Consider the following 25,952-nt stretch of genomic DNA (forward strand, 5'->3'; position numbering starts at 1 on the left):
GTCCCCGGCCCGGGCGGACTCGATGGTGGCGTTGAGCGCCAGCAGGTTGGTCTGCTCGGCAATCGAGGTGATGGTCTTGACCACGTCGCCGATCTCGGCGGAGGAGGCGCCGAGGCGGGCGATCATCTCGCTGGTGTGCTGCGCCGCGGTCACAGCCTGCTCCGCCACCCGGGCCCCTCCGGTGACGTTCGTGGCGATCTCCTGGATGGCGGCGCTGATGCCGTCCACTCCGGCGGCGGCCGCGCGCGTCGAGTCGGTCACCGAGTAGGCGGCCGAGCGGACGGTTCCGGCCTGCCCGGCCGTGTCCGAGGCGACGGCGGCCATCCGGGCACTGACCTCGGTCATGTCCGCCGCGGCGGTGCTCAGCGTGGAAGCGTCCTCACGGACCGTCGCGAGAACCTGGGCCAGCGCGGCGATGGTCGTGTTCAGCGCCCGCGCCATCCGGCCCAGCTCGTCCTGGTTGGCGATGTCGAGCCGAGAGGTCAGATCACCGGCGGCGATGCGGTCCAGTACGTCGACGGCCTGCAGCAGCGGGCGGGTGATGCTGGTGGTGGCCCACCAGACGACGGCGATGATGACCATCTCGGTACAGCCCACCGTGATGAGCAAGGTGGTCAGCAGGCTCGACGCCTGGTCCTCCGACAGATTCGCCCCCGCCCACAGGTAACCGGAGCCGGTCACCACCAGGCCCATGAGCAGCCCGAGGCTGATCGCGTTGAACAGCCAGAGGCTGCGCTGACTCCGGAATCTCGCCCAGGGATTGAACATCTTTTCATCACCGTCATCTGTAGTCGCTGTCTCGAACGCGGCTTGGCGACGCAAACTCAACACACGTGCCCAGGGTTCTCTCGACCCCCTCATCGGCGATCCGGGAGGAAACCTGAGACATCCGCCCGTCCTTTCCGGCCGGGCACAGAACCCCGCACCGCCCCGGTCACCCCGGACCTCGCCGCCCGCGGTCCGATCACCGCCGCCGCTGGTGACCTACGCCGGCCAGGTGGTGCTGTTGCGCGGCTGGCGCCGGGCCGTGACGGACGGCGGCTCGTGGTGGACGCGCCTGGCTCGGCTGAATCTGGGCGAGCGCGACGGCCAGCGCCGCGCGGTCCTGACCGATCCGCTCCTGGAGATGCTCGTCATCGGTCCCCCGGCCGAGACGAGCCGCCACTGGCTCGTCACCGGCCCCGCGGACGACGCGGACCTCGGGCGGGAACGGGCTCCGGCGTGGACCTGGAGGCGGCAGCCCGCCCGCTTCCCGAACGCATCTGGCAGTCGGTCCGCGGCGAGTTCCACAGGGAGTTCCGCGGCGAGTAGAGGTGTCCCGTTCCAAAGGGATTCCAGCTGCGATTTCATCGCACGCCGCCACCCCTTTCCTTGACAGAAGGCCACAGAAAAGTCATGTTGCCATTTACTGTTAGGAAACTTTCTTTTACATTTCTGTCAACCCCCCAGCAAAGGAGTAGGACGTGCGAAAAACGATCATGCTCATCGCGGTGGCGTTGATGACCCTCGGGGCCACGGTGCTCACCGCCTCCCCCGCCTCGGCCCACGGCTACATCTCCTCGCCGCCGAGCCGCCAGGCCCTTTGCGCCCAGGGCAAGGTCCCCAACTGCGGTGACATCATCTACGAACCCCAGAGCGTGGAAGGTCCCAAGGGCCAGCGCAGCTGCCACGGCGGGGTCGCCCGGTTCGCCCAGCTGAGCGATGAGAGCAAGCCCTGGCCCGCCACCTCGGTCGGCACCAGCGTCACCTTCAACTGGGTGCTCACCGCGCGGCACGCGACCAGCACCTGGGAGTACTACATCGGCAACAACCGCGTCGCGCTCTTCAACGACAACGGCAGACAGCCCGGCGCGACGGTGTCGCATAACGTGAGCCTCGCCGGCTACAGCGGCCGGCAGAAGGTCCTGGCCATCTGGAACATCGCCGACACCGCGATGGCCTTCTACGCCTGCGTCGACCTGCAGATCGGCGGCGGCAACCCGAACCCCACCCCTACCCCGACGCCGACCGTGACCCCCACCCGGACGCCCACCCCCACCCCGACCTCGACGGCCCCCTCGGGAACCTGGCGGGCGGGCACCGCGTACGCGGTGGGCGCCCAGGTCACCTACGCGGGCGCAAGCTACCGCTGCCTCCAGGCGCACACCTCGCTGGCCGGCTGGGAGCCGCCGAACGTCCCGGCGCTCTGGCAGCGGCTCTGACGCGAGAGGAGAGGCGGTCAGGCGCCCGTCCCGGCGTGAGGCCTTCGGGACGGGCGCCTGCCCACCGCGACGCCCATGACACACCCATGAACCGGGCGCCCATGAGATGCCTGGCCCTGGTCCTCGCCGCCGCGGGCGTGCTGGGGGCCTGCGCCTGCGGTGCCGTCTCGCACCACCACGCCGGACCAGCGGCCGGTGGTACGGCTGCAGCGGCCGGTCCCTTCAACGCCGCCGATGTGATGTTCCTGCAGATGATGATCCCGCACCATCGCCAGGGCGCGGAGCTGGCCACCCTGGCGGAGACCCGCTCGACGCGCGAGCGGGTGCGAACCCTGGCCGCGGCGATCGCGGCCACCCAGGGCGACGAGGCCCAGACCATGGCCGGCTGGCTGCGGGCCTGGAAACAACCGCCGGAGGCGGAGCCGAACGCCCACGACGCGCACGGCGGCCTGCACGCCACCTCGCCCGAGGAGGCCGTGACGCTGGCGGAGCTGCACGGGGCCGCCTTCGACACCCGCTTTCTCAACGTGCTGATCGCCCATCAGCACAACGCGGTGGAGATGGCCCGCACCGAGGTGCGGACCGGTCGGAATGCGCAGGTGGTGGAACTGGCGCGGCGGATCGACCGGTCCCGTTCGGAGCAGATCCGACAGATGCTCACCGAGCTGTCCTCCTAGCGAGTGCCGGGCCCGGCCCCAGGGCTCCGGATCGGGCGGGAGAGCGTGAACCCTCCGGCGCGCTCTCCCGCCGCCCGCCCTCCGGGCTCGTGGTCCCGGTCGGCCCGGGGATGCTGCGGTTCCGATCAGCGTGCCGTGCCCGACGACGACACCGAACTCCCGCCGCCGCAAGATCAGCGCTGAGGTCCCTCGCGAACACCGGAATAACCGCTGACCTCCAGTTGGCCCTTTCCGGCGTACTTGGTCTGCCCCCTGATGGTTCTCGCGATCGACAATCAAAATCCGATGGACCAGTGCAGCTGCGATGTACAGGTTCGCCGAGCGGCCGACAGATCATGGCTGAGGGCCGACGGTCGCGGGATTCAGTCGTCATCGAAGATCTCGGTGACCGAGACCTTGATCCGGTTCGGGTAGTTGTCGACGACCAGGTACCCGTAGTCGTCATAGGCCTCACCGACGAGGCGGACCTGGTGGTCATCGGTGTCCATGAGGCACACCCGGCGGTGGAACCGCGCCAGTCCACCTCGAGGCAGGCACCGCCCGCATAAGACCCCAGGTCCTGGTAGCGATTCGGCGGCCGCTGCCCCTCCACGTGTCCTACCCCGCGCTTTCCGCGACGGCGTCCCACCGTCCTTGTGTCGCCGCGAGGCCGACCTCGCGCGCCTTCTTCCCCATCGCCGTCACGGCCCCTCCCTCCGGCTCCGAATGGCGGCCGTTCAGCCGTGGGTCAGCAGCACGGCCTGCCGCCCACAGCCCACCACCAGCCGCTGCCCCGGTGCCATCGCCAGTGCCTCCACCGCCGCGAAGAACAGCAGTTCCGGCCCGATCTGCTCACCGGTGCCCAGATCCCACATGCGCACCGTGCAATCATCGCTGCCGGTCACGGCGACCGGGCGGCCGCCCACCACTCCCAGGGTCACCGCTCTGACCAGGTCGGTGTGGCCGGTCAACGGCTCGCCGATCGGTGCACCCGTGCTCAGGTCCCACACCTGCGCCGTGTAATCGTCGCTGCCGGTGACGGCGACGCCGCGCCCCTGCACCACTGCGGCGGCCGCCGTACACGCCACGGCGGTGTGGACCTGCACCGGCCGGCCGATCGGTGCGCCAGCGCTCAGATCCCACACGCGCACCGTGCCGTCCCCTGCGGCCACGATCGCGACAAGGCGGCCGCTCACCACCGTCGTCGCCATCGCGCTCACCCAGTCGGAGTGGGCACGCAGCGGCGCAGCGGCCAGCTCGCCGGTGGCCAGATCCCACACCCGCACGCTGGCATCCGGGCCGGCGCTGATGGCCAGCGGACGCCCCGCCACCACTTCCGTCGTCACCGCGTACACCTGCCTGCCGTGGCCGGTCAACGGCTCGCCGATCGGTGTGCCGGTGGCCAGGTCCCACCGCCGCACCGTGGCATCGGCGCCGCCGGTGACGGCGATCGGGCGGCCAGCCGTCACCGCTGTCGCCACCGCGTTCACCCCGCCGTCATGGCCGAGCAGGGCCGGAGCGGCCGGTGCGCCGGTGGCCAAATCCCACACCCGCACGCCGCCGTCCCGGCCGGCGGTCAGGACGGCGCCGCGCCCGGCCAGCGCCGCCGTCGCCAGCGCGCTCAGCGAAGCGCTGTGACCGGCCGTGGCATCACCGAAGACGCCGGTGACCCAGCGCACTTTCCACCACGCGGCCGGATCCGCCGACAGCGCCACCTCACCCAGGTCAAGCGCCAGGCGCGAGGCCCCCAACCGGGCCGCCTCCACAGCCAGCACCTGCCGGCGCTGCTGGATGCCGCAGTGCCGGGCGTAATGCATCGCCCGCGTGTAGACCTGCCGGACCAGCCGGGTCGCCGGCCCCGCATCGGCCGCCAAGAGCGCCGTCACCCAATCCGGATCCCCACTCACCATCGTCGCCGCATCGAGCACCTGCTCGGCGGCGAAGGACGCATCGCATCCGTCCTCACGTCGATCGCCGGTCATGGCCGGTACGGTAACCGGCTGGTCGGAATCCGAACGGGTAAATCATTTGCAAGCGTGGTGCGGTGCCTGGCAGCGTGCGGATTCCGAACCGAAACTGCTCCCTCCGGATCGATCGAGGACGCTGCGGCGTTCTTGATCGATCTGGGTATGCTGCCGGTCATGTCCGAGCAGTGCTCGCATCCGGCGACAGAGGCGCTGAGCAGGCTGCGAAGCGATGCGCATTTTCTCATCACGGCAGCTCCCGAACGGGTCGATGCGCTGCTGCAGCAGGCCACCGATGCGCAGACCAGCCTGATCGCGGCGGTGTATCGCACCTCGGCGCACTTGCACCGCACCATGTCCAAGGCCGACCGTCGGCAGATCCTGGCACTGGATGCGGCGCGGCTGGGCGAGGGCGATCTGGCGGCCCGGCTCGTCGCGACCCGGCTGGAGGGCCATCCGCCGGCCCGGTGGAGCCCGCTGTGGGCCACCGCATCGCAGCTGAGCGGTGCGCTGCCTGCGCGGGCCGCGGCCGGTCATGACGCCGCGATACGCGCGGTGGCGATGACGGCGGACGGCCGTTTCGCGGTCACCGCCGATGAAGCCGGCGAGGTACGGCTGCGCGAGCCGGCCACCGGGCAGCGGATCGGCAGGCCCCTGCGGGATGCGGGCGGAGCCGGTCAGGTGGCCGTGACGGTGATCGATGAGCGTCCATGGGTGATCACCGGCAGCGGCCCCGAGGGAACGGTGCGGGTGTGGGATCCGGCCACCGGCGCTTCGATCGGGGAGATCCTCACCGACGCGGGCTACGCCCCGGCCATGGCCACCGCGGTGCTGGAGGACCGGCCCGTGGTGATCGCCGGATGTTTGGATGAGACGGTGCGGCTGTGGGATCCGGCCACCGGCGCTCTGGCCGGGGTTCTGCTCGGTGCGGAAGGCCCCCTGGTGTCGGTGGCCGCGGCCTCACTCGACGATCGGCCGGTCGCCGTCACCGTGACCGATGCCGACGGTGAGGGCGACTGCGGGACGGTGCAGGTGTGGGATCTGGGCACCGGCGCTCCGATCGGGGTGCCGTTCGGCCAGGAGCACGAGGTGTCCTTGGCGGCGGTGGCCTCGGCCGGTGGGCGGCTGGTGGTGGCCACCAAGGGCTGGGATCACACGGTGCGGATCTGGGATGCGGTGACCGGCCGGCAGGTCGGCAGGTCGGCGCGCCCGTGGCCGATGACGTCAGAGCGCACGCGCTGGTCACCGCCACCATGGCCGGCAGGCCCGTGGCCGTCAGCGGGGAATGGCAGGACGGCTGCGGGCGGCTGCGCGTATGGGATCTGGCCACCGGCCGTCAGGTGGGCCCGGCGTCGGTGTTTCCGGCTCGGATCACCGCGTTGGCCGCGGCATCGGATCGTCTGCTGGTCGGCTTCGGCTGCGATGTCGCAGTACTGGGCCCCTGCTGAGGGCATGGCACCCGACGGCCGGCCGAAGAGCACGATCCGGGACGGTAACGACGCACCGCGGCGAAAAGCTCGCCATCACCCTCGGAAGGAGCCTATGGACGTCCCCGTGTACTACCGCAAGCAGCTGGTCGGGTTCATCGAGGACTCGACTGTGGACAACTTCCGCACCTACGGCCGGTGGCGCGCCGTCGCCTCTGAGCAGACGACGCTGTTCCTACGGGCCGTTGCCGCGACGGCGGAACCGACGATCGGGGTGGGCGAGGCGGGGCGGCTCCCCGGCTATGTGACGGGCATCGAGGACGGATGGATCGAGGTCGTGACGGTGCCGGCGGTGCCGTAGGAGTCTTCGCTCACACATGCGCAGATCGTTGCTTTTCTGCCGGCCGTGGCCACCGACCGATGCCCCCTGACACCGACATGACGCGGCCGGGAACGGGGCGGCGGGGTCGGTTTCCGGCGCACGGGGTGGCCGGTGCTCCGGGCGCGTCTGCTACACAGAAGGCGTGAGTACGCCTGAGCAGCCTGCCGCCGACTCCCCCTTGTGCCCCCACTGCCATGGCCGGCGCGTGCGCACCGTGGTGTGGACCCAAGGGGACCGATTGAGGCTCGCCTGGGTGGGCCGCTGGAAGAGCCGGGACGTCACCGGCGTGTTCGCCATGGCCTGCACCGGGTGTGGTCTGGTGACGATGCACGCCGAGGATCTGGCCGCGCTCAGAGCCGACGTGGCCGACAACCCCGAACGCTACGGGCTGCACTCCTGATCTGCGGCTTATCGGCGTTGAGCCGATTCGGGTCCTGTCGCGCGCCGGAACCTGGCCGCCATCACCGGCTCAGCCGGGGGCGGATACGGGAGTCGTCATCGGCCGATCATGAAAATTGCACAACAACCGGTGATTCCCCGCACCGCTGGGCAGGCGGGCAATTCACGGCGTAGCGGCCCGCCGGGCGAAAGCCGTCCCTGCTGTCCGGCGCCGCGCTGGTGCCGGCGCTTGGGTGACATGCCGTGCACCCTGCCACCTGGCAGGACCCAGCTCAAACCGTGTTCTCCTGCGCCGCGGATTTCCCGGCATAAGCACCCCTGCGCCGTCTGAAGCCCCTAACGAGCCTGCAGCAGGCGCTGGTGGCCGTGATCGCGGCGTAACCGTGCGGGGCCTTCAGCGGAAGGAGCGGCGGTAGGCGGCCGGGGTGGTGCGCAGGGCGGTGTGGAAGCGCCGGCGCAGGTTGACCGCCGAGGACAGGCCGACGCGGGTGGCGATGGTCTCGACGGGCAGGTCGGTCTCCTCCAGCAGGGCACGGGTGGCGGCCAGGCGGCGTTCCAGCAGCCAGCGGGCGGGTGAGACGCCGAGCTGGTCGGCGAACTGGCGGGTGAGGGTGCGAGGGGAGACGCCCGCGTAGGCGGCCATGTCCTCAACGCCGATCCGGTCGGGCAGGCGGGACAGAAGCCATTCGAGCAGGGGGGCCAGGGAGTCGGGCATGGGGCCGGTGGTGGGCAGCGGAGGGTATTGGCGCTGGCAGCCCTCGCGGTGCGGTCCGGCGGCGAGCTGACGGCCGATGCGCATGGCGTGGGCCGCGCCGTACTCCCGCAGGACCTGGTGGAGGCACAGATCGAGGGTGGCGGCCGAGGCTCCGGCGGTGGCGACGTCGCCGTGATCGACGTAGATGACGGTGTCGTCGGGGATGATGCGCGGGTGACGGGCGGCCAGTTCGGCCGACAGCTCCCAGTGCACGGAGGCGCGGCGGCCGTCCAGCAGGCCCAGGGCGGCGGGGACGAAGATTCCGGCGCAGACGGCGACGATGCGGGCGCCTCGGGCGTGGGCACGGGAGACGGCGTGCAAGACGGCGGGCGAGGGAGTGAGACTCCAGCTCGCGATGAGCACGGTGTCGGCCTCATCGAGGGCTTCGAGCCCGCGCTCGACCCGCAGGGGGACGCCGAGGGTGGTGGGCAGGGAGCCGGGATGCTCGGCGCACAGGCTGAAGCCGTAATGCTGGGCGATGTCGGGGCCGTGGTAGCCGAAGACGGCTGAGGCGGAGGTGACCGGATACAGCTCCTGGTTCGGAGCGACCAGGGCGATGACGCGATGCGGGCTGGAGGGCGGCGGGGGCGTCTCCGGGCAGTCCAGGGGCATGGCGCAAATGTATCCAATGATGTCATTTGGGACACCGGTGCTCTGATCGGGGAAATTCCAGAATTGGGGCTCATGTGGACGAGGAACTTCACCCTGTACTTCGGGGCCCGCACGATTTCGCTGCTCGGGGATGCGATGATGCCCGTGGCCTCGGCGCTGGCGATCGGGAAAATCTACGGGATCGCGGGTGTCGGCTACGTGCTGGCGCTGTGGACCGCCTCGGCCGTGCTGGTCATGGTGTTCGGCGGGGTCGTCGCCGACCGGATCGGCGCCCGGCGCCTGATGATCGGCGCGGACGTGGTCAGGGTCGGCACCCAAGGCATCGTGGCCGCGGCCTTCGTCGACGGCGCTCCGCCGTACGCCCTGCTGCTGGTGACGGCGTTCGTCTCGGGCATGGCCGCCGGGGTGTTCGAACCGGGCGTCAACGGCATGGTCCCCCTGGTCGCCGGCGATCCGCAGCGGGCCAACGCGACACTGAAGATCGCCGAGGCGATCACCCACCTGGCGGGTCCCGCGCTGGCGGGCGTCCTCATCGTCACGGCCGGGCCGGTCGTCGTCTACACGGCCGACGCCGCGACGTTCGCGCTCAGCGGGGTGTGCCTGCTGCTGGTGCGGGTCACCGCCCCCAGGCCGGAGCCCTCCGACGTGCTGAGCGACCTGCGCAGAGGCTGGAAGGAGTTCACCGCCAGGAGCTGGATGTGGTCGATCATCCTGGTCTGGGTGTTTTGGGGGCTTTTGGTGATCGGACCGTACGTGCCGCTGTCGTCGCAGGTCATCGGAGCCGACTACGGGTGGGTGATGGCGGTGCTCGGCCTGGGCACCGTGCTGGGCGGGCTGGTGGCGATCAGGCTCAGGCCGCGCCGGCCGCTGGCGGCCGGGGCGGTGGCGCTGAGCGGGTACGTGGCGGTGCCGCTGACGGTCGCACTCGACCTGCCGCTGCCGCTGCTGATGAGCGGGCACCTGCTCGGCGGGGTCGCGTTGGCGTTCTGGTCGGTGATGTGGTCGACCAGCGTGCAGACGCATGTTCCGCCGCAGGTGGTCAACCGGGTCAATGCCTACCAGGTGGCCGGGTCGGTCGCGGGCATGGCGGTGGGGCAGGCGCTGGCCGGTCCGCTCACCGCGCTGGTCGAGCCGCGCGCCTTCATGCTGGGGTCGGCCCTGGTGACGGTCGGCGTGGTGACGGCGCTGCTGTCGATCAAGCCGGTCAGACGGCTGGGCCGGGACTCTCGGGAGGCCCGGGAGCGACCGGCCCCGGTCGCCGCCGACGTGCCGAGGTAGCCACCCGTCGTCTGCGGGGCGACGGGCGCGGTGATCGCCCGCAGTCGCCGGCCGGTCCACCTGGTCGTCACCCGCGATGTGGTCGCCATGCGGATGGGCAGACAACGCCGACAGGCGGTATCCCTGCCGGGGATGGCGGGCGAGTCGGCCGGTGAGGAGCTCATCGGCCACCCGGCGCACGGGGAGGAACGCGCCGGATGCCGGGGCGCCGGCGCCGATCAACACTGTCCGTGCGTTTTCGCACAACAGGAACGCGAACGGCACTTCGTATTTGATCGCCATGTTCCGCCGCGGGGTGAACGCGTGCTCGTCGTAGGTGTGGACCTGGATGTCCGGATCGATGTTGTGCTTGGCCGGCGGTGAGGCGTGAACCCACCGGGCGTTCAGCGCGCGGGACTGGAGAGTCACTGCAGTGGAATCGATCAGGGGGTGGGCCTGCGTCCGTAACCTCTCCTGCGCATGCGTCACCTTCGCCGGCCGGCATCCGCAAGGCGACCGGTGTCTTCGCCCGGGTCTGCCCGCCGCAGGCCTTTGCGTCATGCGGGTCCCTTCACCGATCAGGTGGAGCAGCGCTTCGGGCACGGAGCCTGCGCAGGGTGCGGGCGTCTTCGAATCCCACCTCGCGTGCGGCGGCCTCGGCCGTGGCGCCCGTCCCGAGCAGGTGCTCGGCACGCTCCAGCCGCAGGGCGGTCTGGTAGGCCAGGGGAGTGAGGCCGGTCGCCCGGCGAAACAGCCGGGTCACGGTCCGTTCGCTGCACCGGGTGGCCTCGGCCAGCAGGCTCAGCGGCAGCCGCTCGGTGAAGCGGGTCTCGATCAGGTCCTGGAGGCGATGAACCGTCTCATCGGCGTGCGAACGCCGCCGGAACAGGGGACTGATCTGCTCGGCCTTACCGTCGCGGTGAATGTGGATGAGCATGCTCCGGGCCACCTGCCCGGCGGCGTAGGGTCCGTGGCGTGTGGTCACCAAGTGCAGCGCGACGTCGATTCCGCTGGCCACGCCCGCTGAGGTGACGATCCGCTCGTCCTCGATGTACAACGTGTCTTTGACGACCTGTGCCCGCGGGTACAGGCGCGCCAGCTCGTCTTGGACGGTGTGGTGGGTCGTGCAGCGGCGGCCGTCGAGCAGTCCGGCGCGGCCCAGCGCATCAGCGCCCGCGCACACGCCGGCGATCGTGCCGCCCGATGCGTGATGCTCACGCAAGCGCCGCAACGTCTGGCTGCTTGCCGGGCGGGTCGGGCCGCGCCAGCCGGGCACGATGATCAGATCTTCGGGCCTTAGGGGTGGCCAGGCGCTCTGCGCTTGCAAGGTGAGCCCTTGGACGGTGGCGACCTCCTCATCCTCGGCGAGGTAGGTGAGGGTGTAAGGGTGGCCGAGGTCGTCGGCGGTGGAGAAGACCTGGGCGGGTCCGGCCACATCCAGGAGGTGCACTCGCGGGATGAGCAGGAAGACGACTCGAGGCATGGCCGCTACCTCCTAGTTTCCGGTGAGCTCGTCCACGGTCTTGATGGTGGCGAAACGGCCCGACAGAGCGTATGCGGTGCGCTCGATGATCTCTTCCACGCCGAGCGTGCGCGGGTCCCGGGCGAGTTCGTCGAAGGGGACCTCGCCGGAGGCCTCACGGTGCGGGATGGGCGTGGTCGCGGTGGCGTCGATGGCGAAGTCGACCTCGAAGCCCAGGTCGGAGGCCAGACGGGCGGTGGTTTCGCAGCACTGTTCGGTCCGGATGCCGCAGACGGTCAGCTTCTTGATGCCCCGCCGAGTGAGGAACTGGTGGAGGTTGGTGGTGGTGAAGGCGTTGTGCGCGGTCTTGGTGAGGACCGGCTCGCCGTCCAGGGGCTGGATGCCGTCCATCAGCCGGACGAACCCACGGGCCGGGTCGAAGACCGAACCTGACCCGGGGCGTGAGCCGAGCACCCACACGATTGCGTCTCCCGCGCTTCTGGCGGCGGCAGCCAGGCGGTTGACCTGGGTGACGATGTCCGGCCGCGAGGTGTGCCGCCAGTCGGGCAGCCGCAGGAAGGAGTTTTGGACGTCGATGACGACAAGGGCGCTGGTCATGCCTTGCAGCCTGGCGGCAGAGGGCCGCAGCCTTGAAGGCATCGCCTGGTCAGCCTCCGGGCCGATCCGGACAACCCCGCTGCGCCGCAGAGGAGGAGTTCGGGCGTCCCTGCCGCACGCCGATGCCGTGCCATGGCCGGCTCAGCGCTTCCTCGTGGCCAGTGGCGAGCCGGCCATGGCGATGAAGCAGATCGGCACGCTCCTCGGGGACCACCTCAGCGATGCGATCCGCAAGGTACCGGTCAAGCGCCTGTCCAGAAGTTCTGCGTGTAGCCGACGGCGAGATCACCGAAGCCGATGGGCGTTGATCTGGGCCTCGCCGGGAAGTGGCGGCGGGCAGGAACTGGCCGCGCACGCGGGCGCCGGCCGTCAAGCGGGTCCGGATCCGGTACAGCAGGCCCTACCGGTGAGGTACGGCAGGCCCTACCGGTGAACGGCCGCCCGCACTATCGACCCGCGCCCGTGCCGGCGCCTAGCGTTTTCTCATGATCACTCCCCGTTCCCGCCGGTGGACCGGCGCCTGCGCCGTCGCCCTCGCCGTACTGGGCAGCCTGACCGCGACCGGCGCCCCGGCCGCCGCGTCCCCGGTGCGCGCCGGCCCGGCAGAGGATCCAGCAGAGGACACCGTACGGCGCGCACTGCACGACCTCGTCCGCAAGGACGGCTTCCCAGCGGCCCTGGCCGCCGTGCAGGACCGCGACGGGCGTACCCGCCACCGCTCCGCCGGGGTGGCCGACCTGAAGACAGGGGCCAAGGCCCCGGCCGACGGATACGTGCGCATCGGCAGCAACACCAAGACCTTCACCGCCGTGGTCGTCCTGCAACTGGTCGGCGAGGGCAGGGTGCGGCTCGACGAGCCGGTCGAGACCTACCTGCCCGGCCTGCTGCGCGGCCAGGGCGTCGACGGGCGGCGCATCACCGTACGGCAGTTGCTGCAGCACACCAGCGGCCTGCCGGAGTACACCGACCGTCTGGCCAAGTCCGCCCTGTCCTTCCGGCACACCTATTTCCAGCCTCGCCGGCTGCTGGACATGGCGCTGGAGAAGAAGGCGGCCTTCGCCCCCGGCTCCCGCCACCAGTACACCAATACCAACTACATCGTCGCCGGCCTGCTCATCGAGCAGGTCACCGGCCGGCCGGTGATCGAGGAGATCACCGAACGGACAATCAGGCGGATCGGCCTGCGCCGTACCTACTTCCCGAACGTCGGCGATGAGAGGATCCGCACCCCCCACGCCAAGGGCTACCACCGGGACGACCCGCAGGCGCCGATGACCGACGCCACCCGGTGGGATCCGTCCGCCGCCTGGGCCGCGGGGCAGATGATCTCCACTCTCGGCGACCTCAACCGCTTCTTCACCGCCCTGCTCGGCGGCGAGCTGCTCAAGCCCGAACAGCTCGAGCAGATGCGCACCACCGTCGAGGCCCCCGAGATGGGACGTGGTGGGAGATACGGGCTCGGCCTGAGCAGCATCACGTTGAGCTGCGGCGGCCGGGCCTGGGGGCACGGCGGAACCTTCCCCGGCTACTACACCGCCAACGCGGCCACCGACGACGGCCGTGCCGCCGCGATCGCCGTCACCCACCTGCCCGCCGACGTGTCCGCGTTCGAGCACGTCGAGGCTGCGCTGGACACCGCGCTGTGCGCAAAATCGTGACTTGCCTCTGGTCGATCGCCACGATCTTCGCCTCCCGGCTGCGGGCGGCATCGACGGCGGCCAGCCTCTCAGCGCCGCGCCCGGTGCGGCTGACCGCCACGATCACATCATCCTCATCCAGCAGGCTCGCCCGCAGCTGCCGGGTCCGGCCATCGGCCGGGGCCCCGGCGCGGCAGCCGATCGCGGTGAGCCGGTAGGCGGCATCGGCGGCCGGAGCCGCGGACGTGCCCACGCCGACTCCTGGCCCACGCCCTGCACCCGGCGTACGGCGCTTCATGTCGCCGGCGACCCTGGCAGTGGCCGCTGACAGTGGCCGCCGGCGATGCCCGCATCTCCCGTCTGCCGGGGCGACAGGCAGGAGCTGCTCCACCGTCAGTCGGGAACGTACACCTCCTCGCGCAGGCGAAACAGCGAGCCGATCGGAGCGTCGAGGACCTCCTCGAACGCCGGGTAACGGGTGACCAGATCGCGCACGCCGACGATCCCGAAGTTCGTCCCGTCGGCCATGAACTCCTCAGACTCCGCACCCGACAGCAGGCCCCAGCCGCTGTCGTCGGGACCGATCGGCTCCATCCGCTCGATGAAGCGGGGCGGGTGCCCGCCGTCCAGTACCAGGTTCGACACGATGGCCTCACACCCCATCAGCCGCACCCGGCGCATCCTGCGCTGAGTTTCCTCATTGCCCACATCCAGCCGGATCCGTACCAGGCGTCCCTGCGCATCCAGGTCCCGCACGATGGTGAAGACGCCGTCGCCCCAGCGGTTGTCGAACCCGCACGCCCGGGCACCCGCCAGCGACAGTGTCCCGGCGCGGGTGTCGTTCGCGCGGATCTGCGCGTTGAGGCGTTCGAGGTTGTCATGCGGCCGGAAGTCGACGCCGATCTTCAGTCCCTCCCGCCGGGCGGCCTCCTGGACCCGCTCGGCGTGGGCGCCGATCTCCTCCTCGATCACGTCCGTCCAGCCGAACTCGCGGTCGGTCAGACGGGTGGCGCCCACCCGGGCGGCGAGCTCTGCGGCGTCGGCGCCCCAGAACACGAAGTCGGCGCGGCCGTCGAGCGACTCCCACATCCGGAACTCGCCCAGCGCGCCGAGGTCGGCGCACATCAACTGACCGTGATCGACCATCACCCCCTGGACGGCATGGCTGTCGACCGTCTCCGCGTCCGGGTCGACGATCACGTCGATGCTGCGCCAGCGACCGGGGAACTCCCCGCCCTCCATCGCCTCGGCCACTACGGGCAGCGGCCTGTCGGCGGGCAGCCCGCCGACGGCCACCGCCCACAGCCTGTTGTAGACGACCACGCCCGCGCCGCCGCCGGCCTCGACGGCCAGCCGGGCCCGCCGGGTGTGCGGCACCCGCTCTTCCAACCGCCGGGCATGGGCGTCAAATCCCCTCTCGGCGGCGAAGGCGGCGAAATGCCCGCCCATCGCCTCGGCCCGATCGACGGCGACGTCGAACAGATACCGGGGATCGAACTGCCGGTTGTAGGCCCGTCCCGCGGCCACGGCATCGGGTCCCGCGATGGCCAGGTCGACGTCCTCGCCGTCACGCGGGCGGGGCGAGCGCGGGTCGCCGTCATGACGCCAGAACCGTGCCAGCCCGGGATCCAGGATGAGGAGGATTCCGGAGGGGACGTCGATCTGTCCGAGGGTCACCAGCTCAGTCATCCCTGCATGCTCCCATCACTGGGGACATGCAGTGACATCTGTGAAATATCAGACATCACATCAGCCCGGGAGAGCGCAGACGCAGACGGGCGGGTGTGCCCCGTCCGCGAGGGTGCGAAATCGTGGTGATCCGTGTGGTGTTCGGGGCTGTGACGTTGCCGGGGCCGCCAGGCCGAGGGAGGTCGAATGGGTATCTGGGGTCCGGGCAACTTCGAGGAGGACGCGGCGGCAGAGCATCTGTCGCTCCACCTCATCGCCCGGCAGTCCTGGGACGGCGCCCAGCTGCCTGAAACGGACACGATCAGGGAGTGGAAGAAGACGTACATGGCCACCTGGGACAGCGTGATCGACAACCTGCAACCGCGTCCGGAATACCGGACACAGCGGCGCGAGGTGCTGGTGCGGACCTTCGACCAGCTGGCCGAGCTCGCCGCTCGGCTTCAGGCCTAGGGTCTGTCTTCAATGTGATCTAGTCCTGCAGGATCATGCCCTGGTGATTCGTCGTCATGAACCGACCGACCAGGAATGGGACGCGATCAAGGAGTTACTCCCACCGGGTCGGATGGGCCGTCCCCGCGAGGACGATCGCCGGATGCTGAACGGCATGCTGCGGAAGATCCATATCGGCTCGGCCTGGCGAGACGTGCCCGAGCGGTACGGCTCCTGCGTAGTCGCTCCACACCCGGTTTCGGCGCTGGGCCCTGGATGGCACCTTCACCGCCATGCTCGGCGCGTTTCAGGCACGCGCCGATGCCACCGGTGACATCGACTGGCTGGTCGCAGTGGACTCCACCATCGCGCGCATCCACCAGCACGCGGCCGGAGGCCGAAAAGGGGACCGCGCTCCGGCCCGGCGGCAGATCACGCCCTCGGCCGATCCCGCGGCGGACTGACCGGCAAGATCCACCTGGTCTGCGACGGCCGTGGCAGGCCGCCGGCGTTCATCGTCACCGGCGGCAATGTCAACGACTGCACCCGCCTGCAGCAAGTCATGGCCGCCGTTCGGGTGCCGCGCCCAGTCCCGGGGCGAGCCCCCGCACCGGGCCCGATCACCTGGTCGCCGACAAGGGCTGCAGCTCTCGTGAGATCCGCCGCCACCTGCGCCGGCGCGGCATCGGCCACACCATTCCCGAGCGGGCCGACCAGGTCGCCGGCCGCACCCGGCGAGGCAGCCGGGGTGGGCGGCCACCCGCCTTCGATCACGAGGTCCACAAACGCCGCAACGTCATCGAACGCTGCTTCAACCGGCTCAAGCAGTTCCGCGCCCCGGTCACCCGCTACGACAAGACGGCCGGCTCGTACACCGCTGTGATCACCATCGCATCCGTCCTGCTCTGGTTTTGAAGACACGGCCTAGCGGCGTAGTCGCTGGTACCCGGGGTGGATGCCGGGGTGCAGGTGCTGGTCGGCGGCGATGCAGCCGAGCAGGGCGGCGAGATTGTCGCGTTGCTGTGGATCGAGGGCGCGGGTGAGATCGGCGCCGTGGCTTTCGGCGGCGGCCCGCACTTTGCGCAATAGCTCCGTGCCGGCCGTGGTGAGGTGCAGGGCGTGCAGCCGCCGATCATCCGGGTTGCGGCGGCGTTCGATCAGTCCGCGTTGCTGCAGGTCGTCGACGAGCGTGACCACCTTGCTGGGCAGGGCGCCCAGTGTCCGGGCCAGGGCCTGCTGGCTGCAGCCGGGTTGAACGGCCACCAGTCGCAAGATCCCGGCGTGGGCAGGGGTCAGCTGCAGGGGGTGGATGCGCTCGGCGAATTTGGCGGCGGCGTGCTCGCCCAGCTGGGCCAGGAGGAACGCCACCGCGGCCGCGCTGTGCCCGTCGGTGCTGTCTGCCACGAACTCTACTATACACAACGCGAATCATTCGTAATATGAATCATTCGAGAATCGAACAATGTGGATTCGGAGGATCCCGATGACGACCCCACCGCCGCGCCACGGTCAAGGCGGCCCCCCTCTGCCCCTGCTCGCGGTACTGTCCGCGGCGCTGTTCGTGGCCGGCCTCATCACCGGCGCGCTCCTGTCCGGTCAGGGCTACCCGTCCATCTACGCCGCGACCGGCGACCGGCTGGGATACCTCACCACGCAACCGCAGGCCCTGCAGTGGACGGGAATGCTGCACTTCTCCTCGGCGGTACCGCTGGCGATCCTGGCCGCCTCCCTGCACGCCCGGCTGCACCGGCTCGGCGTGCGGGCTCCGGGAGCCGGCATCGCACTGACCGGCGGGATCATCGCCGCCACCGCCTTGATGCTGTCGGGACTGCTGCAATGGGTGACATCACGCCACGGCCAGGCCGATGCGACGGCGCTGGTCCTGCACGACCTGATCTTCCTGACCGGCGGCCCCGGCCACGTCGTCCCGCTCGGGCTGCTGGTCGCCGGCGTGGCCGTGCCCGGCCTGCTGCTGAAACTACTGCCCCGCCCGGTGGCCGTCGCCGGCCTGCTGATCGCGGTGATCGCCGAACTCACCACGCTGACCCTGCTCATCACCGAGGCGGCCTACCTGCTCCCGGTGCGCTTTGCCGCGCTGGCCTGGCTGATCGTGGCCGCAATCCAGCTTCCCGCCGACCGCCGCCAGATCTCCTCGGCTCCGGCCGCGACCGCCACGCCCGGTGCCGCCCCCACCTCACAGGAGATTCCGTGACCCTGACGCTGGAACGTCCCCGGGGCCGGCGCGTGCTGGTGGCCGTCGCCGCGGCCGCAGCCGCAGCCGTGGCGGGCGGGACCGGTGCCGCAGTCGCCGCCCGCGCCCTGGCGCCGTCCTGGGCCGCCGACCTCAATCAGCTGGCCCCGCTCGTGGTCGCCGTCGTCTACGCGGCGATCGCCGCGGCGCTGCTCCTCGCACTGGGGCGCGACCGCCACAACCGCCGCCTGTATCTCGGCCTGGCTCCTGCCTCACCAGCGGGATACGTCCGCGGGATGGCGGTATGGGCGACGGCCTACCTGGCCGCCGCAGCCGGATATTTCATCGTCGCGCGGTTGGGGGCGCCCGCCGATCAGGTGTGGCAGGTGCTGTGGGCGATCGGCGCCGACGACGGCCGCCTGGCAGCCGCCTCCCCGGCGCTGGCCGCCGTCATCCTCATCCGCGCCTGCCTGCTGGCCCCCTTGGTGGAGGAACTGCTGTTTCGCGGAGTGCTCTATAGCTGGCTGCGCGTGCGTCTTGCGGCATCGTGGACGATCGCCATCACCGCCCTGGGATTCGGGTTCATCCACCAGGTGCCGCTCTTCATTCCCCTGGCTGTTGCGGTCGGCCTGGCCGCCGGCTGGATCCGGGAACACACCGGATCGACCTGGGTGCCCATCGCCGTGCACATCGTGCAGAACATCACGGTCGTCGTGCTGTCGCTGGTGCTGACCGGCTGGCAGCCGGCCGTCTCCCTGACCGGTGCGGGGTGGTGATGAGCCGGCGGGGTGCGACGGGAAGGGACCGGGACCGGACCCGACGATAGCCGTCACTTGCCGGCCAGGCCCCCGGCTGCGCTCGAAACCCGGGCCTGGCGGGCGACGCTGAGGGCTGGTCGGCCATTGCCCGAAGCGCCCGGCAGTCCCGCCCCGCACGGTGGGTGCGGGCGGGTTTCCTCGGCGAAAGGCACACACGGGTGATCGCCAACGTCAGGCTGCGCATCGGAACCGATGAAGGCTTCCGAAGCCGCCGAACCGCACGAGCCGCGCAAGGGGGTCTTGGACGAGGCGCTCGCCCAGGCCGGCCACAGCCGGCTCGTCGCGATGCTGTGTGGTCGAATCCGCGACCACAACGGCCGGGACGTCCGCCTGACCCTCACCTGCCAGGCGCACCCAGGTGAGCCACTGGCCTTCTGCGGTCCTGATGGGCCATCGCCATGGCGTGTGGAGATCTTAGCGACGAGGGATGATCCTTGATCGGACTTCACCTGCCCTGGGCGGGCAAGGCCCGATCCCGGAGCCGTGGCAGCAGCTCACCGCGGATGCGGCGGTTGTGCATCGGCGTCCCGGGGCGGGCCCCGCCGGCGAGTACCGCTCGCGCTCCGCGGTCTGTGACAGCTCCCGCACCTGGGCGACCACGGGCCTCTTCGCCCGTCTTCGCCGCCTTGATACCGGCGGTGCGTGGCGGCTGTGTCCAGTCGCGGTCGTATGCGGGTGGCAGCGCTCAGGACGCGGCGGCCTGCAGCGCCCAGGCGATCGCGAGCGGGTTCTGGTACTCCCGCCAGCGGGCGATCCGTCCCCCGCAGGCGGTCAGCACGCCGATGAACGGGGCCGCAGCTGATACGCCCGTCTCGGTCATCGTTGCGGCCAGCTCGTATTCGACGACGATGGTGTCGGGGTCGGCGGTGTCGTGTACGGCCAGCGCGCGGCAGTCATCGAAGCGGAACGGCAGCTCGGCGTGCCCGGCGCGGATGAAGGCCAGCACCGCGGCCCGGCCCTCGATGCGGCTGGGCCGTCCGGGGGCGGCGAAGGGCATCTCCACGATGACGTCTGCGGTGAGTGAGTCGTCGTCGAAGACGGTTTCGTTGGCGATCCAGTGCGCGCGCATGCGGTCGAAGAGCTCGCGTGGGGTCATGTCTGCCTCCAGGATAAAGTGAGTTACGACTCGACTTAAGATAATGAGTCGAGACTCATTTTCCAAGGGGGCCGGCATGCGGGCGGACGCGCAACGCAACCAACAACGCATCCTCGATGCGGCCGAGGAGGTGTTCACCCACCGCGGCGCCTCGGCCTCCACCGAGGAGGTGGCCCGCCTGGCCGGCGTGGCGATCGGCACGCTCTTCCGGCACTTCCCGACCAAGGACGACCTGCTGGCGGCGATCTTGAAACGCCTGCTGGCGCGGCTGGCACAGGAGGCGGCCACGCTAGGCGGGGCCGATGGCCTGCACATCTTCTTCCGCCGGCTGGTCGAGCAGGCGGCGGCCAAGCGCACAGTGGTCGCCCTGGCCGATGTCAGCGTCCCGGCGGCGGTGGGTCAGCTGGGCGAGGCGGTGGGCCAGCTGCTGGGCCAGGCGCAGACCGCCGGCACGGTGCGCGGTGACGTCCGCCAGCCCGAGGTGATGGCACTGCTGGTAAGCCTCTGCCAAGGGGCCCTGCACGGCGGCTGGGACGTGCAGTTGCAGGAACGCACCCTCGACGTCGTCTTCGCCGGCCTGGCCGCGCAGGCGCCGTTGGCCGGGTCACTGCGCCGGCCCCCGCCCCGCCCGGGCGCTGTCGGAGGCCGCCCCTGATCAGCTGCGTCACCACTCCTGCGGGGCAATACGCCTAGAGGACCGCGCTGCCGAGCGTCACGCACACGATGCACACCACGAGGGAGACCACCGCAGACCATCATCGGCGCCCTTCGTGACGTGGTCGGAGCGCAGGGAACGCTCATAGTGACCTGCGGCTGGAATGACGCGCCCCCCTATGACTTCGTCGACTGGCCACAGAGTTGGCAGTCCACCCTTCGTGCGGAACATCCCGCCTACGACTCCGGCCTCAGCGAGGCAGACCACAACAACGGCCGCCTCCCCGAAGCACTGCGCCGCTGGCCCGGAGCCGTTCGCAGCCGTCATCCGGACGCCAGTTTCGCGGCCTTGGGAACGGCGGCAGCCGAGCTGATGGCCGACCACCCCTGGGACGACCCCATGGCCCGGACAGCCCTCTTGCACGGTTGGTCGCCCACCGCGGCCGGGTTCTTCTGCTCGGCGCTCCCTTGGACACCATGACTCTGCTGCACCACGCCGAGGCGCTTGCCAAGGCCCCCGGCAAGCGGTTCGTGGACTACGAACAGCCCATCCTCGTGCGAGGTCAGCGGGTCTGGCGCCGCTTCCACGACATCGACTCCGAAGAGGGGGCCTTCGACTACTCGGGAGTGGTGCCCCCGGGACAAGAGCCGTTCGAAGCGATCGTCCGGGACATGCTTATTGCGGGAATCGGCCGGCAGGGCAAAGTCGGCGCTGCTGAGAGTCATCTGTTCGAGGCCACGGAAGTCGTCGACTTCGCCACTGCCTGGATCGAACACCGGCTGAACAAGTAGACGCAGCAGAGGCATCCACACCTCTCCGGCCCGCTGCGATCAAGAGCCGCAGCCGGAGCAGCTTTCCGCGCCACTTCGGATCGCACGCCGGCTGGCCGACCCCGGGTGATCAGCTGACGACCACGGTCATGTCATCCAGCGGTAGTAGGAGTCCACCGCGGGCTGGCCGGTGTAGTTGGGGCCGGCCCGGTCGTCGGCTCCCAGGTACCGGTAGGGCAGCTCGACGGCGCACCGGCCCCGGCGGCTGATCCGGCGACGCCTCGTGTCGTAGACCAGCCCGGCCTTGCGGAGGTCCGCAGTGAAGCGCCGCCCGGCGGGCAGGCCGTTTTCCAGGATGATGCCGCGTGCGTCGAAGTTCGCGGTGAACAGGCCGTCGTCGGTGAGCCAGGCGGCCGCCTTGGTGATCACCCCCAACCGGTCGCCGACATAGTGGAGACCGTGGACGCAGGTGATCAGGTCGAAGGGCTCCTCGGGCTCCCACGCGGTGATCGAGGCGGTCACCAACCGCAGGCCGGGCGGCCTGGATGGCCCCGCGAAGAAGTCGACCAGATCCACGCCCACGATCTCGGCTTCGTCGCCGAGCAGGTGGGAGACCTCGATGAGGGCGTACGCCGTACCGCAGCACAAGTCCAGCCAGCGCACCGCCCGTCCGGGCCGCCGCCGCGAACGCAGCGCCTCCACCACGTCGACGCCCAGCTCGCGGTTGTAGCCGGCCAGGCGGCGCTCCCGGTTCATCCGGCAGTTGGCCACCACCGAGGAGCGCTCGAGCGCCTCGTCATCGAGCAGGTCCACGGCCTACCTCACCGGTCGCGGCGGTGCCGCTCCCCTCCTGGAGGGCGAGAGGTTTTCCGGTGGTGATGGCGTGTACGGCCGGTGCCGTAGCGGTGGGCGAGCAGGATCTGGCTGTCACGAACGAGGCCGAGCATGACGTCCACGATCGTCTGATACCGCACGTCGTGTCCCTTCACGATGTCAGTCGTTTCGGCTGGTCACCTTAGCGCGGGCAGCACTCCCATCATGGCCAGACGGCCCGTCATCATGCTGGCGACCCGGCGGTCGGCCAGGAAAAACACGTGGTCATGGACGCGCGTGCCGACTTCCTCACCCATCGTGCGGTCGCCACCCACGCCTTGGCCCTCCTGTCCGGATACACACACCAGGTCATCACCGATCTCGACAGCCAGGCCGCGCGCCTGCCGCCACCTCATCGCCGACCGCCTCGACATCACCGGCGCCCGCCGGGGCCTTGCCGGAGCCGAAGCCATCCTCGAGCTCCGCGTCCTCATCACCAACAACGATCTGCCCGGATACTGGCGCCATCACCTCGGCCAGGGACATCAGCGTGTCCATGGCCGGCACGGCTACGAGCTCATCGCCTGATCGGTTCGGTCCCTCATTAGGAGCCGCACCAACGGCGATCGAGGCGAGGACGCGCCCACGCGTCCAGGGTGTCCGGCTCGACATCTCACCGTCCAGGCGCCACCGGCCGAGGCGCCGCCGGGCGGGACACCGCTGGATGAGGCACCGCTGGGTGGGGCGAACCTTCCCAGCTCCGATGCTCACGCGTCCGACCGGTCCCGCCGGGCCTCGCGAACGTGAGCACTCCGAGCTGGGGGGAGGGCCGGCATGACGGCCGAGGAACGGGCACTGGCGGCGTCTGTTTTCTTCTCGGGACTCGCAGCGGGCTTCTTGGGAGGGCTGTGCGCGATCCTGCGCCCCATGCTCGCGGCGATGGACGGCCCGGCCTTCCGGAACTTCATGGAGACGTTCCTCCGATACGCGGGCAACGGCCTGGGCGAAGCGTTCAACTACGCCTGGTGGGCGGGATGAGCCTCGCGTCGATCGTCGCGCTCGTGCTCCTGCGGGACGATCCCGGCTCGACCTCGTTCGTGCTCACCGCGATCGGCCTGGCCGTCGTGGTCGTCGGCGTCCTCAGCATCTCCAACGTGTGGAGGACACCGCACTACAGGCTGATGCCGGCCTGGGACCCCGAGGCCAAGCCGGCGGACTGGGAGGCGGGACGGCAGCGCTACTTCACGATCAACCGGATCCAGCTCGCGACGACCTGGGGGCGTTCCTCCTCTTCCTGGTGGCTCTGCAGTTGCCGCGGGACCTTCGCCGGTCAGCGCCTCTGCAGTTGCCGCGGGGTGAGAGCCACCGAGGCGGGCACCGTGGAACGGCAGGGCGGCGGGCGAGGGGTGCGCCGGCGGGCCCGCGCAGGGGACACGGTTCCTCCTGCCAGGACCAACGCCTGTCCGGGTGTCTCATGAAACACCCGGACAGGCGTTGCCCCGCCCTCTATGGCGCCGCCTTAGCCTCTTGAGCCTCTCGGCGGAGGGCTCCGGCGGCCGGATCGCGTCATCGCGCCAGCCAGGCGGCGCATCGGCGGGTGAGGAACGGCATGACCAGCCAGGTCATCACGGCGACCGCGACGGGGATGACCACGGCGAGCCGCAGGGGCGCGGGCAGGTGCCCGAGCACCGGTTCGGTCAATGCGGCGAGGGCGATGATGACGGGATAGATGCCGAACACCGTCAGCAGCCATGTCTTCCATCGCGCCGGACGGTGGGTGGTGGCGTTCATCGGGGCCGGTCACCGCCCAGCAGGTCCAGGGTCAGGCGGGTGGCCTCGGGCAGATCGACGTGGTCGGCGTGATGGGCGCCCAGATGCCCGCCGCAGGGCAGGACCAGCGCGGTCGCCCCCAGGCCCCGTACCAGATCAGCGACGTGCTCGATCGGATCGGGGACGTTGACCGGGTCGTCGATGGCGGTCAGGACGTGGAAGCGCCGGGCGGAGGCGCAGATCCGGTCCCAGTCGAAGCCGCCGTCGAAGAAGCCCGCGAGCTGGTCGTAGCCCACCTCGCGGGAGGCGGTGGAGACCAGCAGGGCTCCGGCGAACGGCCTGGCCGTGTCGTGGGCTTGCAGGAGGCGAAGGACGTTGACGCCGCCGATGCTGTGGCCGACCAGGACGGTGTCGGCCGGTTCGGCGCCTGCCGCGGCCTGCTGCAGCGCCCGCAGCCAGGGGCCCGCCTCGGGTGCGTCGGGGGCGGGGAGGTTGGGGATGACGACCTGGTGGCCCGCCGCCTCCAGCCCGGCCCGGAACGCCGGGAACCAAACGCTGTCCTCCCGGGACTGGTAGCCGTGGGAGACCACGATGGTGCTCATGTTCTTTTTCTCCACTCAATCGAAACGATGCGTATCGTTTTGATTGAACCCGGGGTGCGTTACGGTTGTTCCATGCCCGCGGAGAAATCTTCACGCGCCGCCGGTCGCCGCACCGGGGGCCGCGTACGCAGCGCCGACGCCCGTGACGCGGTGATGCGGGCGACGGTGGAGTTGCTGGAGGAGGCCGGGTACGGCGGCGTCACCGTTGAGGGGGTGGCAGCCAGATCCGAGGTCGCCAAGAGCACCGTCTACCGCTGGTGGCCCTCCAAGGCCGCCCTGGTCGTGGACGCCTATCTGCAGGCCACCGCCGATCGCATGCCCGATCCCGACTCCGGCGACCTGGCCGCCGACCTCACCGACTTCGTCACCGCGCTGTATCAGGTCATCCACCATCCCGTGCGCGTCAAGGCCCTGACCGGCCTGATGGCCGAGGCCCAGCTCGACCCGGGCTTCGCGGAGTCCTTCCGCGTCTTCACCGCTCAGCGCCAGGCCGCGCTGGCCCAGATCTTCTTGCGCGCCGTCGACCGCGGCCGGCTGCCCCGGGACCTGGACCTCGACTACGCGACCGACCTGGTCTTCGGGCCGTTCTGGTACCGGCTCCTCCTCGGGCATCGGCCCCTGGATCCCGCCCAAGCACGCGACCACGTCGCCACCCTGCTCCGCGGGCTCCTTCAGCCGGCCGGTGATCCGGCGAGGCAGGACTGACTCTTCTGCGTCTCGATGCGCCCGCGATCGTGACCGATCCGGGCCTGCTCGAAGTCGATCGTGGTCGGCTCCTTGGACGCCATGCCCACCGCCGCGACGACACCGCCGGATGACAGCCGCTGGTACGCCTCCGCCGGCTGCCGGCCGCCGACGTTGTCCCACCACGCCCTCGACCCGTCCCCTCATGGCCTGCGGGCCGATGACGACCTCCGCCGCACCGAGGGCGCGCGGGCCCTCGCCACGTCCGGGCGAGCCGGCGGACGCGACGACCTCCGCCCCGGCCAGGTTCGCGAGCTGCACGGCGTACCTGCCGACGCCGCCGGACGCCCCGGTGACCAGCACGCGCCTTCCCAGGATGGGGCCGAGCCGCCGGACGGCCTGCAGCGCGGTGATGCCGGCGACCGGCAGCGCCGCGGTGGATCCGAGGTCCACCCGTCCGGAACGACCGCGAGCTCATCGGCGTCGACCGCGCGCGACTCCGCCCACGCACCTGCCCAGCCGAAGGCGACCGCGCGCGCTCCGGCCACCGGGCCCGAGCCGTCGGCGGCCGGAGTGACCACGATGCCCGCCGCGTCCCGTCCGGGGATCGTGCCGTCGGGAAGTTCCGGCGTCCGGAAGGCGACCTCCCCGAAGCTGAAGGAGAACGCGACGACCCGGATGAGTGCTTGTGACGGGCCGGGCTCCGGGACCGGAGCTGTGAAGATGCAGGGGCGCGGGCGGGCACGACGTGGGGGCGATCGGAACCATGGACGATGGGGCCTGACGTCGGGACCGGCGACGTTCACCAAGAACAGCCGGGGACGCCGACCCTGCGGCGGTGTCCCCGGAGCGCGCGGAGCTCCTTGCGATCATGAGTCTTGCCCGTGGCCCGCCGCTCCCGGAAGACGATTCATGATCAGTGTGATGGGCGGCACTCCGCCATAGGCCGGTCAGTCAGGCAGGGTCATGAGCGACGCCCACCGGCGTCGGGGCCGTGCTGTTGCGCACGACGAGTTCGGGACGGTAGAGCAGCTCGGTGCGGGTGCCGCGGGTGCCGCCGATCTCA

Annotated in this window: 28 protein-coding genes and 3 pseudogenes; 17 read left to right on the forward strand and 14 right to left on the reverse strand. The window is 70.6% G+C overall.

Annotated features, from left to right (window positions below):
• Positions 1-768 (reverse strand): methyl-accepting chemotaxis protein (locus tag Psi01_RS41035; protein ID WP_204069612.1); only part of this gene is annotated, 768 nt, incomplete at its 3' end.
• Positions 769-1,463: 695 nt separating this feature from the next.
• On the opposite strand from Psi01_RS41035, the gene Psi01_RS41040 reads away from it, so the two are divergent.
• Complete coding sequence (locus Psi01_RS41040; protein WP_239128415.1) at positions 1,464-2,201, forward strand: lytic polysaccharide monooxygenase; 738 nt, start codon at positions 1,464-1,466, stop codon at positions 2,199-2,201.
• A gap of 86 nt (positions 2,202-2,287) precedes the next feature.
• Positions 2,288-2,878 carry a DUF305 domain-containing protein gene (locus tag Psi01_RS41045; protein WP_204069613.1) on the forward strand — a complete coding sequence of 197 codons (591 nt, stop codon included), beginning with the start codon at positions 2,288-2,290 and terminating at the stop codon, positions 2,876-2,878.
• A 362-nt stretch (positions 2,879-3,240) separates the two neighbouring features.
• Here Psi01_RS41045 and Psi01_RS44320 read toward each other — a convergent pair whose 3' ends face one another.
• Both Psi01_RS44320 and Psi01_RS41050 read right to left on the reverse strand, forming a co-directional pair.
• Positions 3,241-3,366, reverse strand: a complete 126-nt coding sequence (locus Psi01_RS44320; RefSeq protein WP_275424659.1) for a hypothetical protein — start codon at positions 3,364-3,366, stop codon at positions 3,241-3,243.
• A 228-nt stretch (positions 3,367-3,594) separates the two neighbouring features.
• Positions 3,595-4,839 carry a WD40 repeat domain-containing protein gene (locus Psi01_RS41050; RefSeq protein ID WP_204069614.1) on the reverse strand — a complete coding sequence of 415 codons (1,245 nt, stop codon included), beginning with the start codon at positions 4,837-4,839 and terminating at the stop codon, positions 3,595-3,597.
• Positions 4,840-4,971: 132 nt separating this feature from the next.
• On the opposite strand from Psi01_RS41050, the gene Psi01_RS41055 reads away from it, so the two are divergent.
• Positions 4,972-6,609 (forward strand): WD40 repeat domain-containing protein, encoded by a 1,638-nt coding sequence (locus Psi01_RS41055; protein WP_204069615.1) that lies wholly within the window; start codon positions 4,972-4,974, stop codon positions 6,607-6,609.
• Positions 6,610-6,868: 259 nt separating this feature from the next.
• The gene (locus tag Psi01_RS41060; protein ID WP_204069616.1) at positions 6,869-7,030 is read left to right on the forward strand and encodes a hypothetical protein; all 162 of its coding nucleotides are present in this window, start codon (positions 6,869-6,871) and stop codon (positions 7,028-7,030) included.
• A 393-nt stretch (positions 7,031-7,423) separates the two neighbouring features.
• Here Psi01_RS41060 and Psi01_RS41065 read toward each other — a convergent pair whose 3' ends face one another.
• Positions 7,424-8,395 carry a GlxA family transcriptional regulator gene (locus Psi01_RS41065; RefSeq protein ID WP_204069617.1) on the reverse strand — a complete coding sequence of 324 codons (972 nt, stop codon included), beginning with the start codon at positions 8,393-8,395 and terminating at the stop codon, positions 7,424-7,426.
• Between the two features lie 72 nt (positions 8,396-8,467).
• On the opposite strand from Psi01_RS41065, the gene Psi01_RS41070 reads away from it, so the two are divergent.
• Both Psi01_RS41070 and Psi01_RS41075 read left to right on the forward strand, forming a co-directional pair.
• The gene (locus Psi01_RS41070; protein ID WP_204069618.1) at positions 8,468-9,673 is read left to right on the forward strand and encodes an MFS transporter; all 1,206 of its coding nucleotides are present in this window, start codon (positions 8,468-8,470) and stop codon (positions 9,671-9,673) included.
• A 30-nt stretch (positions 9,674-9,703) separates the two neighbouring features.
• On the forward strand, positions 9,704-10,036 hold the full coding sequence (locus tag Psi01_RS41075) for a hypothetical protein (protein ID WP_204069619.1): 333 nt from the start codon (positions 9,704-9,706) through the stop codon (positions 10,034-10,036).
• Positions 10,037-10,223: 187 nt separating this feature from the next.
• On the opposite strand, the gene Psi01_RS41080 is transcribed toward Psi01_RS41075, so the two are convergent.
• Positions 10,224-11,135, reverse strand: a complete 912-nt coding sequence (locus Psi01_RS41080) for a GlxA family transcriptional regulator (protein WP_204069620.1) — start codon at positions 11,133-11,135, stop codon at positions 10,224-10,226.
• A gap of 12 nt (positions 11,136-11,147) precedes the next feature.
• On the reverse strand, positions 11,148-11,732 hold the full coding sequence (locus Psi01_RS41085; protein ID WP_204069621.1) for a cysteine hydrolase family protein: 585 nt from the start codon (positions 11,730-11,732) through the stop codon (positions 11,148-11,150).
• A 485-nt stretch (positions 11,733-12,217) separates the two neighbouring features.
• Between Psi01_RS41085 and Psi01_RS41090 the strand changes: the two genes are divergently transcribed.
• Positions 12,218-13,390: a serine hydrolase domain-containing protein gene (locus Psi01_RS41090; RefSeq protein ID WP_204069622.1), complete on the forward strand. Its 1,173-nt coding sequence runs from the start codon at positions 12,218-12,220 to the stop codon at positions 13,388-13,390.
• On the opposite strand, the gene Psi01_RS44670 is transcribed toward Psi01_RS41090, so the two are convergent.
• Positions 13,311-13,667 (reverse strand): SIS domain-containing protein, encoded by a 357-nt coding sequence (locus Psi01_RS44670; protein ID WP_373872548.1) that lies wholly within the window; start codon positions 13,665-13,667, stop codon positions 13,311-13,313. The genes Psi01_RS41090 and Psi01_RS44670 overlap by 80 nt on opposite strands.
• A gap of 95 nt (positions 13,668-13,762) precedes the next feature.
• Positions 13,763-15,058 carry an immunity protein Imm33 domain-containing protein gene (locus Psi01_RS41100; protein WP_204069624.1) on the reverse strand — a complete coding sequence of 432 codons (1,296 nt, stop codon included), beginning with the start codon at positions 15,056-15,058 and terminating at the stop codon, positions 13,763-13,765.
• Positions 15,059-15,244: 186 nt separating this feature from the next.
• Between Psi01_RS41100 and Psi01_RS41105 the strand changes: the two genes are divergently transcribed.
• Positions 15,245-15,508: a hypothetical protein gene (locus Psi01_RS41105; protein WP_204069625.1), complete on the forward strand. Its 264-nt coding sequence runs from the start codon at positions 15,245-15,247 to the stop codon at positions 15,506-15,508.
• Positions 15,509-15,533: 25 nt separating this feature from the next.
• A pseudogene (locus tag Psi01_RS41110) lies at positions 15,534-16,402 on the forward strand (IS5 family transposase).
• Positions 16,403-16,411: 9 nt separating this feature from the next.
• On the opposite strand, the gene Psi01_RS41115 reads toward Psi01_RS41110, so the two are convergent.
• On the reverse strand, positions 16,412-16,891 hold the full coding sequence (locus tag Psi01_RS41115; RefSeq protein WP_204069626.1) for a MarR family winged helix-turn-helix transcriptional regulator: 480 nt from the start codon (positions 16,889-16,891) through the stop codon (positions 16,412-16,414).
• A 79-nt stretch (positions 16,892-16,970) separates the two neighbouring features.
• Between Psi01_RS41115 and Psi01_RS41120 the strand changes: the two genes are divergently transcribed.
• Together Psi01_RS41120 and Psi01_RS41125 are read left to right on the forward strand one after the other, a co-directional pair.
• The gene (locus Psi01_RS41120; protein WP_204069627.1) at positions 16,971-17,699 is read left to right on the forward strand and encodes a hypothetical protein; all 729 of its coding nucleotides are present in this window, start codon (positions 16,971-16,973) and stop codon (positions 17,697-17,699) included.
• Entirely contained in the window at positions 17,696-18,454 is a 759-nt protein-coding gene (locus tag Psi01_RS41125; protein ID WP_204069628.1) for a CPBP family intramembrane glutamic endopeptidase, read from the forward strand. Before Psi01_RS41120 ends, Psi01_RS41125 begins: the two co-directional genes overlap by 4 nt.
• A gap of 727 nt (positions 18,455-19,181) precedes the next feature.
• On the opposite strand, the gene Psi01_RS41130 is transcribed toward Psi01_RS41125, so the two are convergent.
• On the reverse strand, positions 19,182-19,592 hold the full coding sequence (locus Psi01_RS41130; protein WP_204069629.1) for a nuclear transport factor 2 family protein: 411 nt from the start codon (positions 19,590-19,592) through the stop codon (positions 19,182-19,184).
• Between the two features lie 43 nt (positions 19,593-19,635).
• On the opposite strand from Psi01_RS41130, the gene Psi01_RS41135 reads away from it, so the two are divergent.
• Positions 19,636-20,247, forward strand: a complete 612-nt coding sequence (locus Psi01_RS41135) for a TetR/AcrR family transcriptional regulator (RefSeq protein WP_204069630.1) — start codon at positions 19,636-19,638, stop codon at positions 20,245-20,247.
• A 147-nt stretch (positions 20,248-20,394) separates the two neighbouring features.
• A pseudogene (aac(3), locus tag Psi01_RS43880) lies at positions 20,395-21,038 on the forward strand (aminoglycoside 3-N-acetyltransferase).
• 126 nt (positions 21,039-21,164) lie between these two features.
• Here aac(3) and Psi01_RS41150 read toward each other — a convergent pair.
• Both Psi01_RS41150 and Psi01_RS41155 read right to left on the reverse strand, forming a co-directional pair.
• Positions 21,165-21,830 carry a class I SAM-dependent methyltransferase gene (locus Psi01_RS41150; protein ID WP_239128416.1) on the reverse strand — a complete coding sequence of 222 codons (666 nt, stop codon included), beginning with the start codon at positions 21,828-21,830 and terminating at the stop codon, positions 21,165-21,167.
• Positions 21,831-22,027: 197 nt separating this feature from the next.
• Positions 22,028-22,165 carry a hypothetical protein gene (locus tag Psi01_RS41155; RefSeq protein WP_204069633.1) on the reverse strand — a complete coding sequence of 46 codons (138 nt, stop codon included), beginning with the start codon at positions 22,163-22,165 and terminating at the stop codon, positions 22,028-22,030.
• A 64-nt stretch (positions 22,166-22,229) separates the two neighbouring features.
• On the opposite strand from Psi01_RS41155, the pseudogene Psi01_RS43885 reads away from it, so the two are divergent.
• The 3 genes and pseudogenes from Psi01_RS43885 to Psi01_RS41170 all read left to right on the forward strand — a co-directional run.
• Positions 22,230-22,418, forward strand: a pseudogene (locus Psi01_RS43885) (hypothetical protein); the annotation flags it as partial.
• A 246-nt stretch (positions 22,419-22,664) separates the two neighbouring features.
• Positions 22,665-22,868 carry a hypothetical protein gene (locus Psi01_RS41165; protein WP_204069635.1) on the forward strand — a complete coding sequence of 68 codons (204 nt, stop codon included), beginning with the start codon at positions 22,665-22,667 and terminating at the stop codon, positions 22,866-22,868.
• Entirely contained in the window at positions 22,865-23,308 is a 444-nt protein-coding gene (locus tag Psi01_RS41170) for a hypothetical protein (RefSeq protein WP_204069636.1), read from the forward strand. The genes Psi01_RS41165 and Psi01_RS41170 overlap by 4 nt, the downstream gene beginning before the upstream one ends.
• A gap of 88 nt (positions 23,309-23,396) precedes the next feature.
• Here the strand turns inward: Psi01_RS41170 and Psi01_RS41175 are convergent, their stop codons facing one another.
• Together Psi01_RS41175 and Psi01_RS41180 are read right to left on the reverse strand one after the other, a co-directional pair.
• Positions 23,397-23,621, reverse strand: a complete 225-nt coding sequence (locus Psi01_RS41175) for a putative antibiotic biosynthesis monooxygenase (RefSeq protein ID WP_204069637.1) — start codon at positions 23,619-23,621, stop codon at positions 23,397-23,399.
• Positions 23,618-24,202 (reverse strand): alpha/beta hydrolase, encoded by a 585-nt coding sequence (locus Psi01_RS41180; protein ID WP_204069638.1) that lies wholly within the window; start codon positions 24,200-24,202, stop codon positions 23,618-23,620. The genes Psi01_RS41175 and Psi01_RS41180 overlap by 4 nt, the downstream gene beginning before the upstream one ends.
• 72 nt (positions 24,203-24,274) lie before the next feature.
• Here Psi01_RS41180 and Psi01_RS41185 point away from each other — a divergent pair, with 72 nt between their 5' ends.
• The gene (locus Psi01_RS41185; RefSeq protein WP_204069639.1) at positions 24,275-24,907 is read left to right on the forward strand and encodes a TetR/AcrR family transcriptional regulator; all 633 of its coding nucleotides are present in this window, start codon (positions 24,275-24,277) and stop codon (positions 24,905-24,907) included.
• Positions 24,908-25,952: the final 1,045 nt, after the last annotated feature.

The organism is Paraplanobispora siamensis, from assembly GCF_016863175.1.
GTDB lineage: Bacteria > Actinomycetota > Actinomycetes > Streptosporangiales > Streptosporangiaceae > Planobispora > Planobispora siamensis.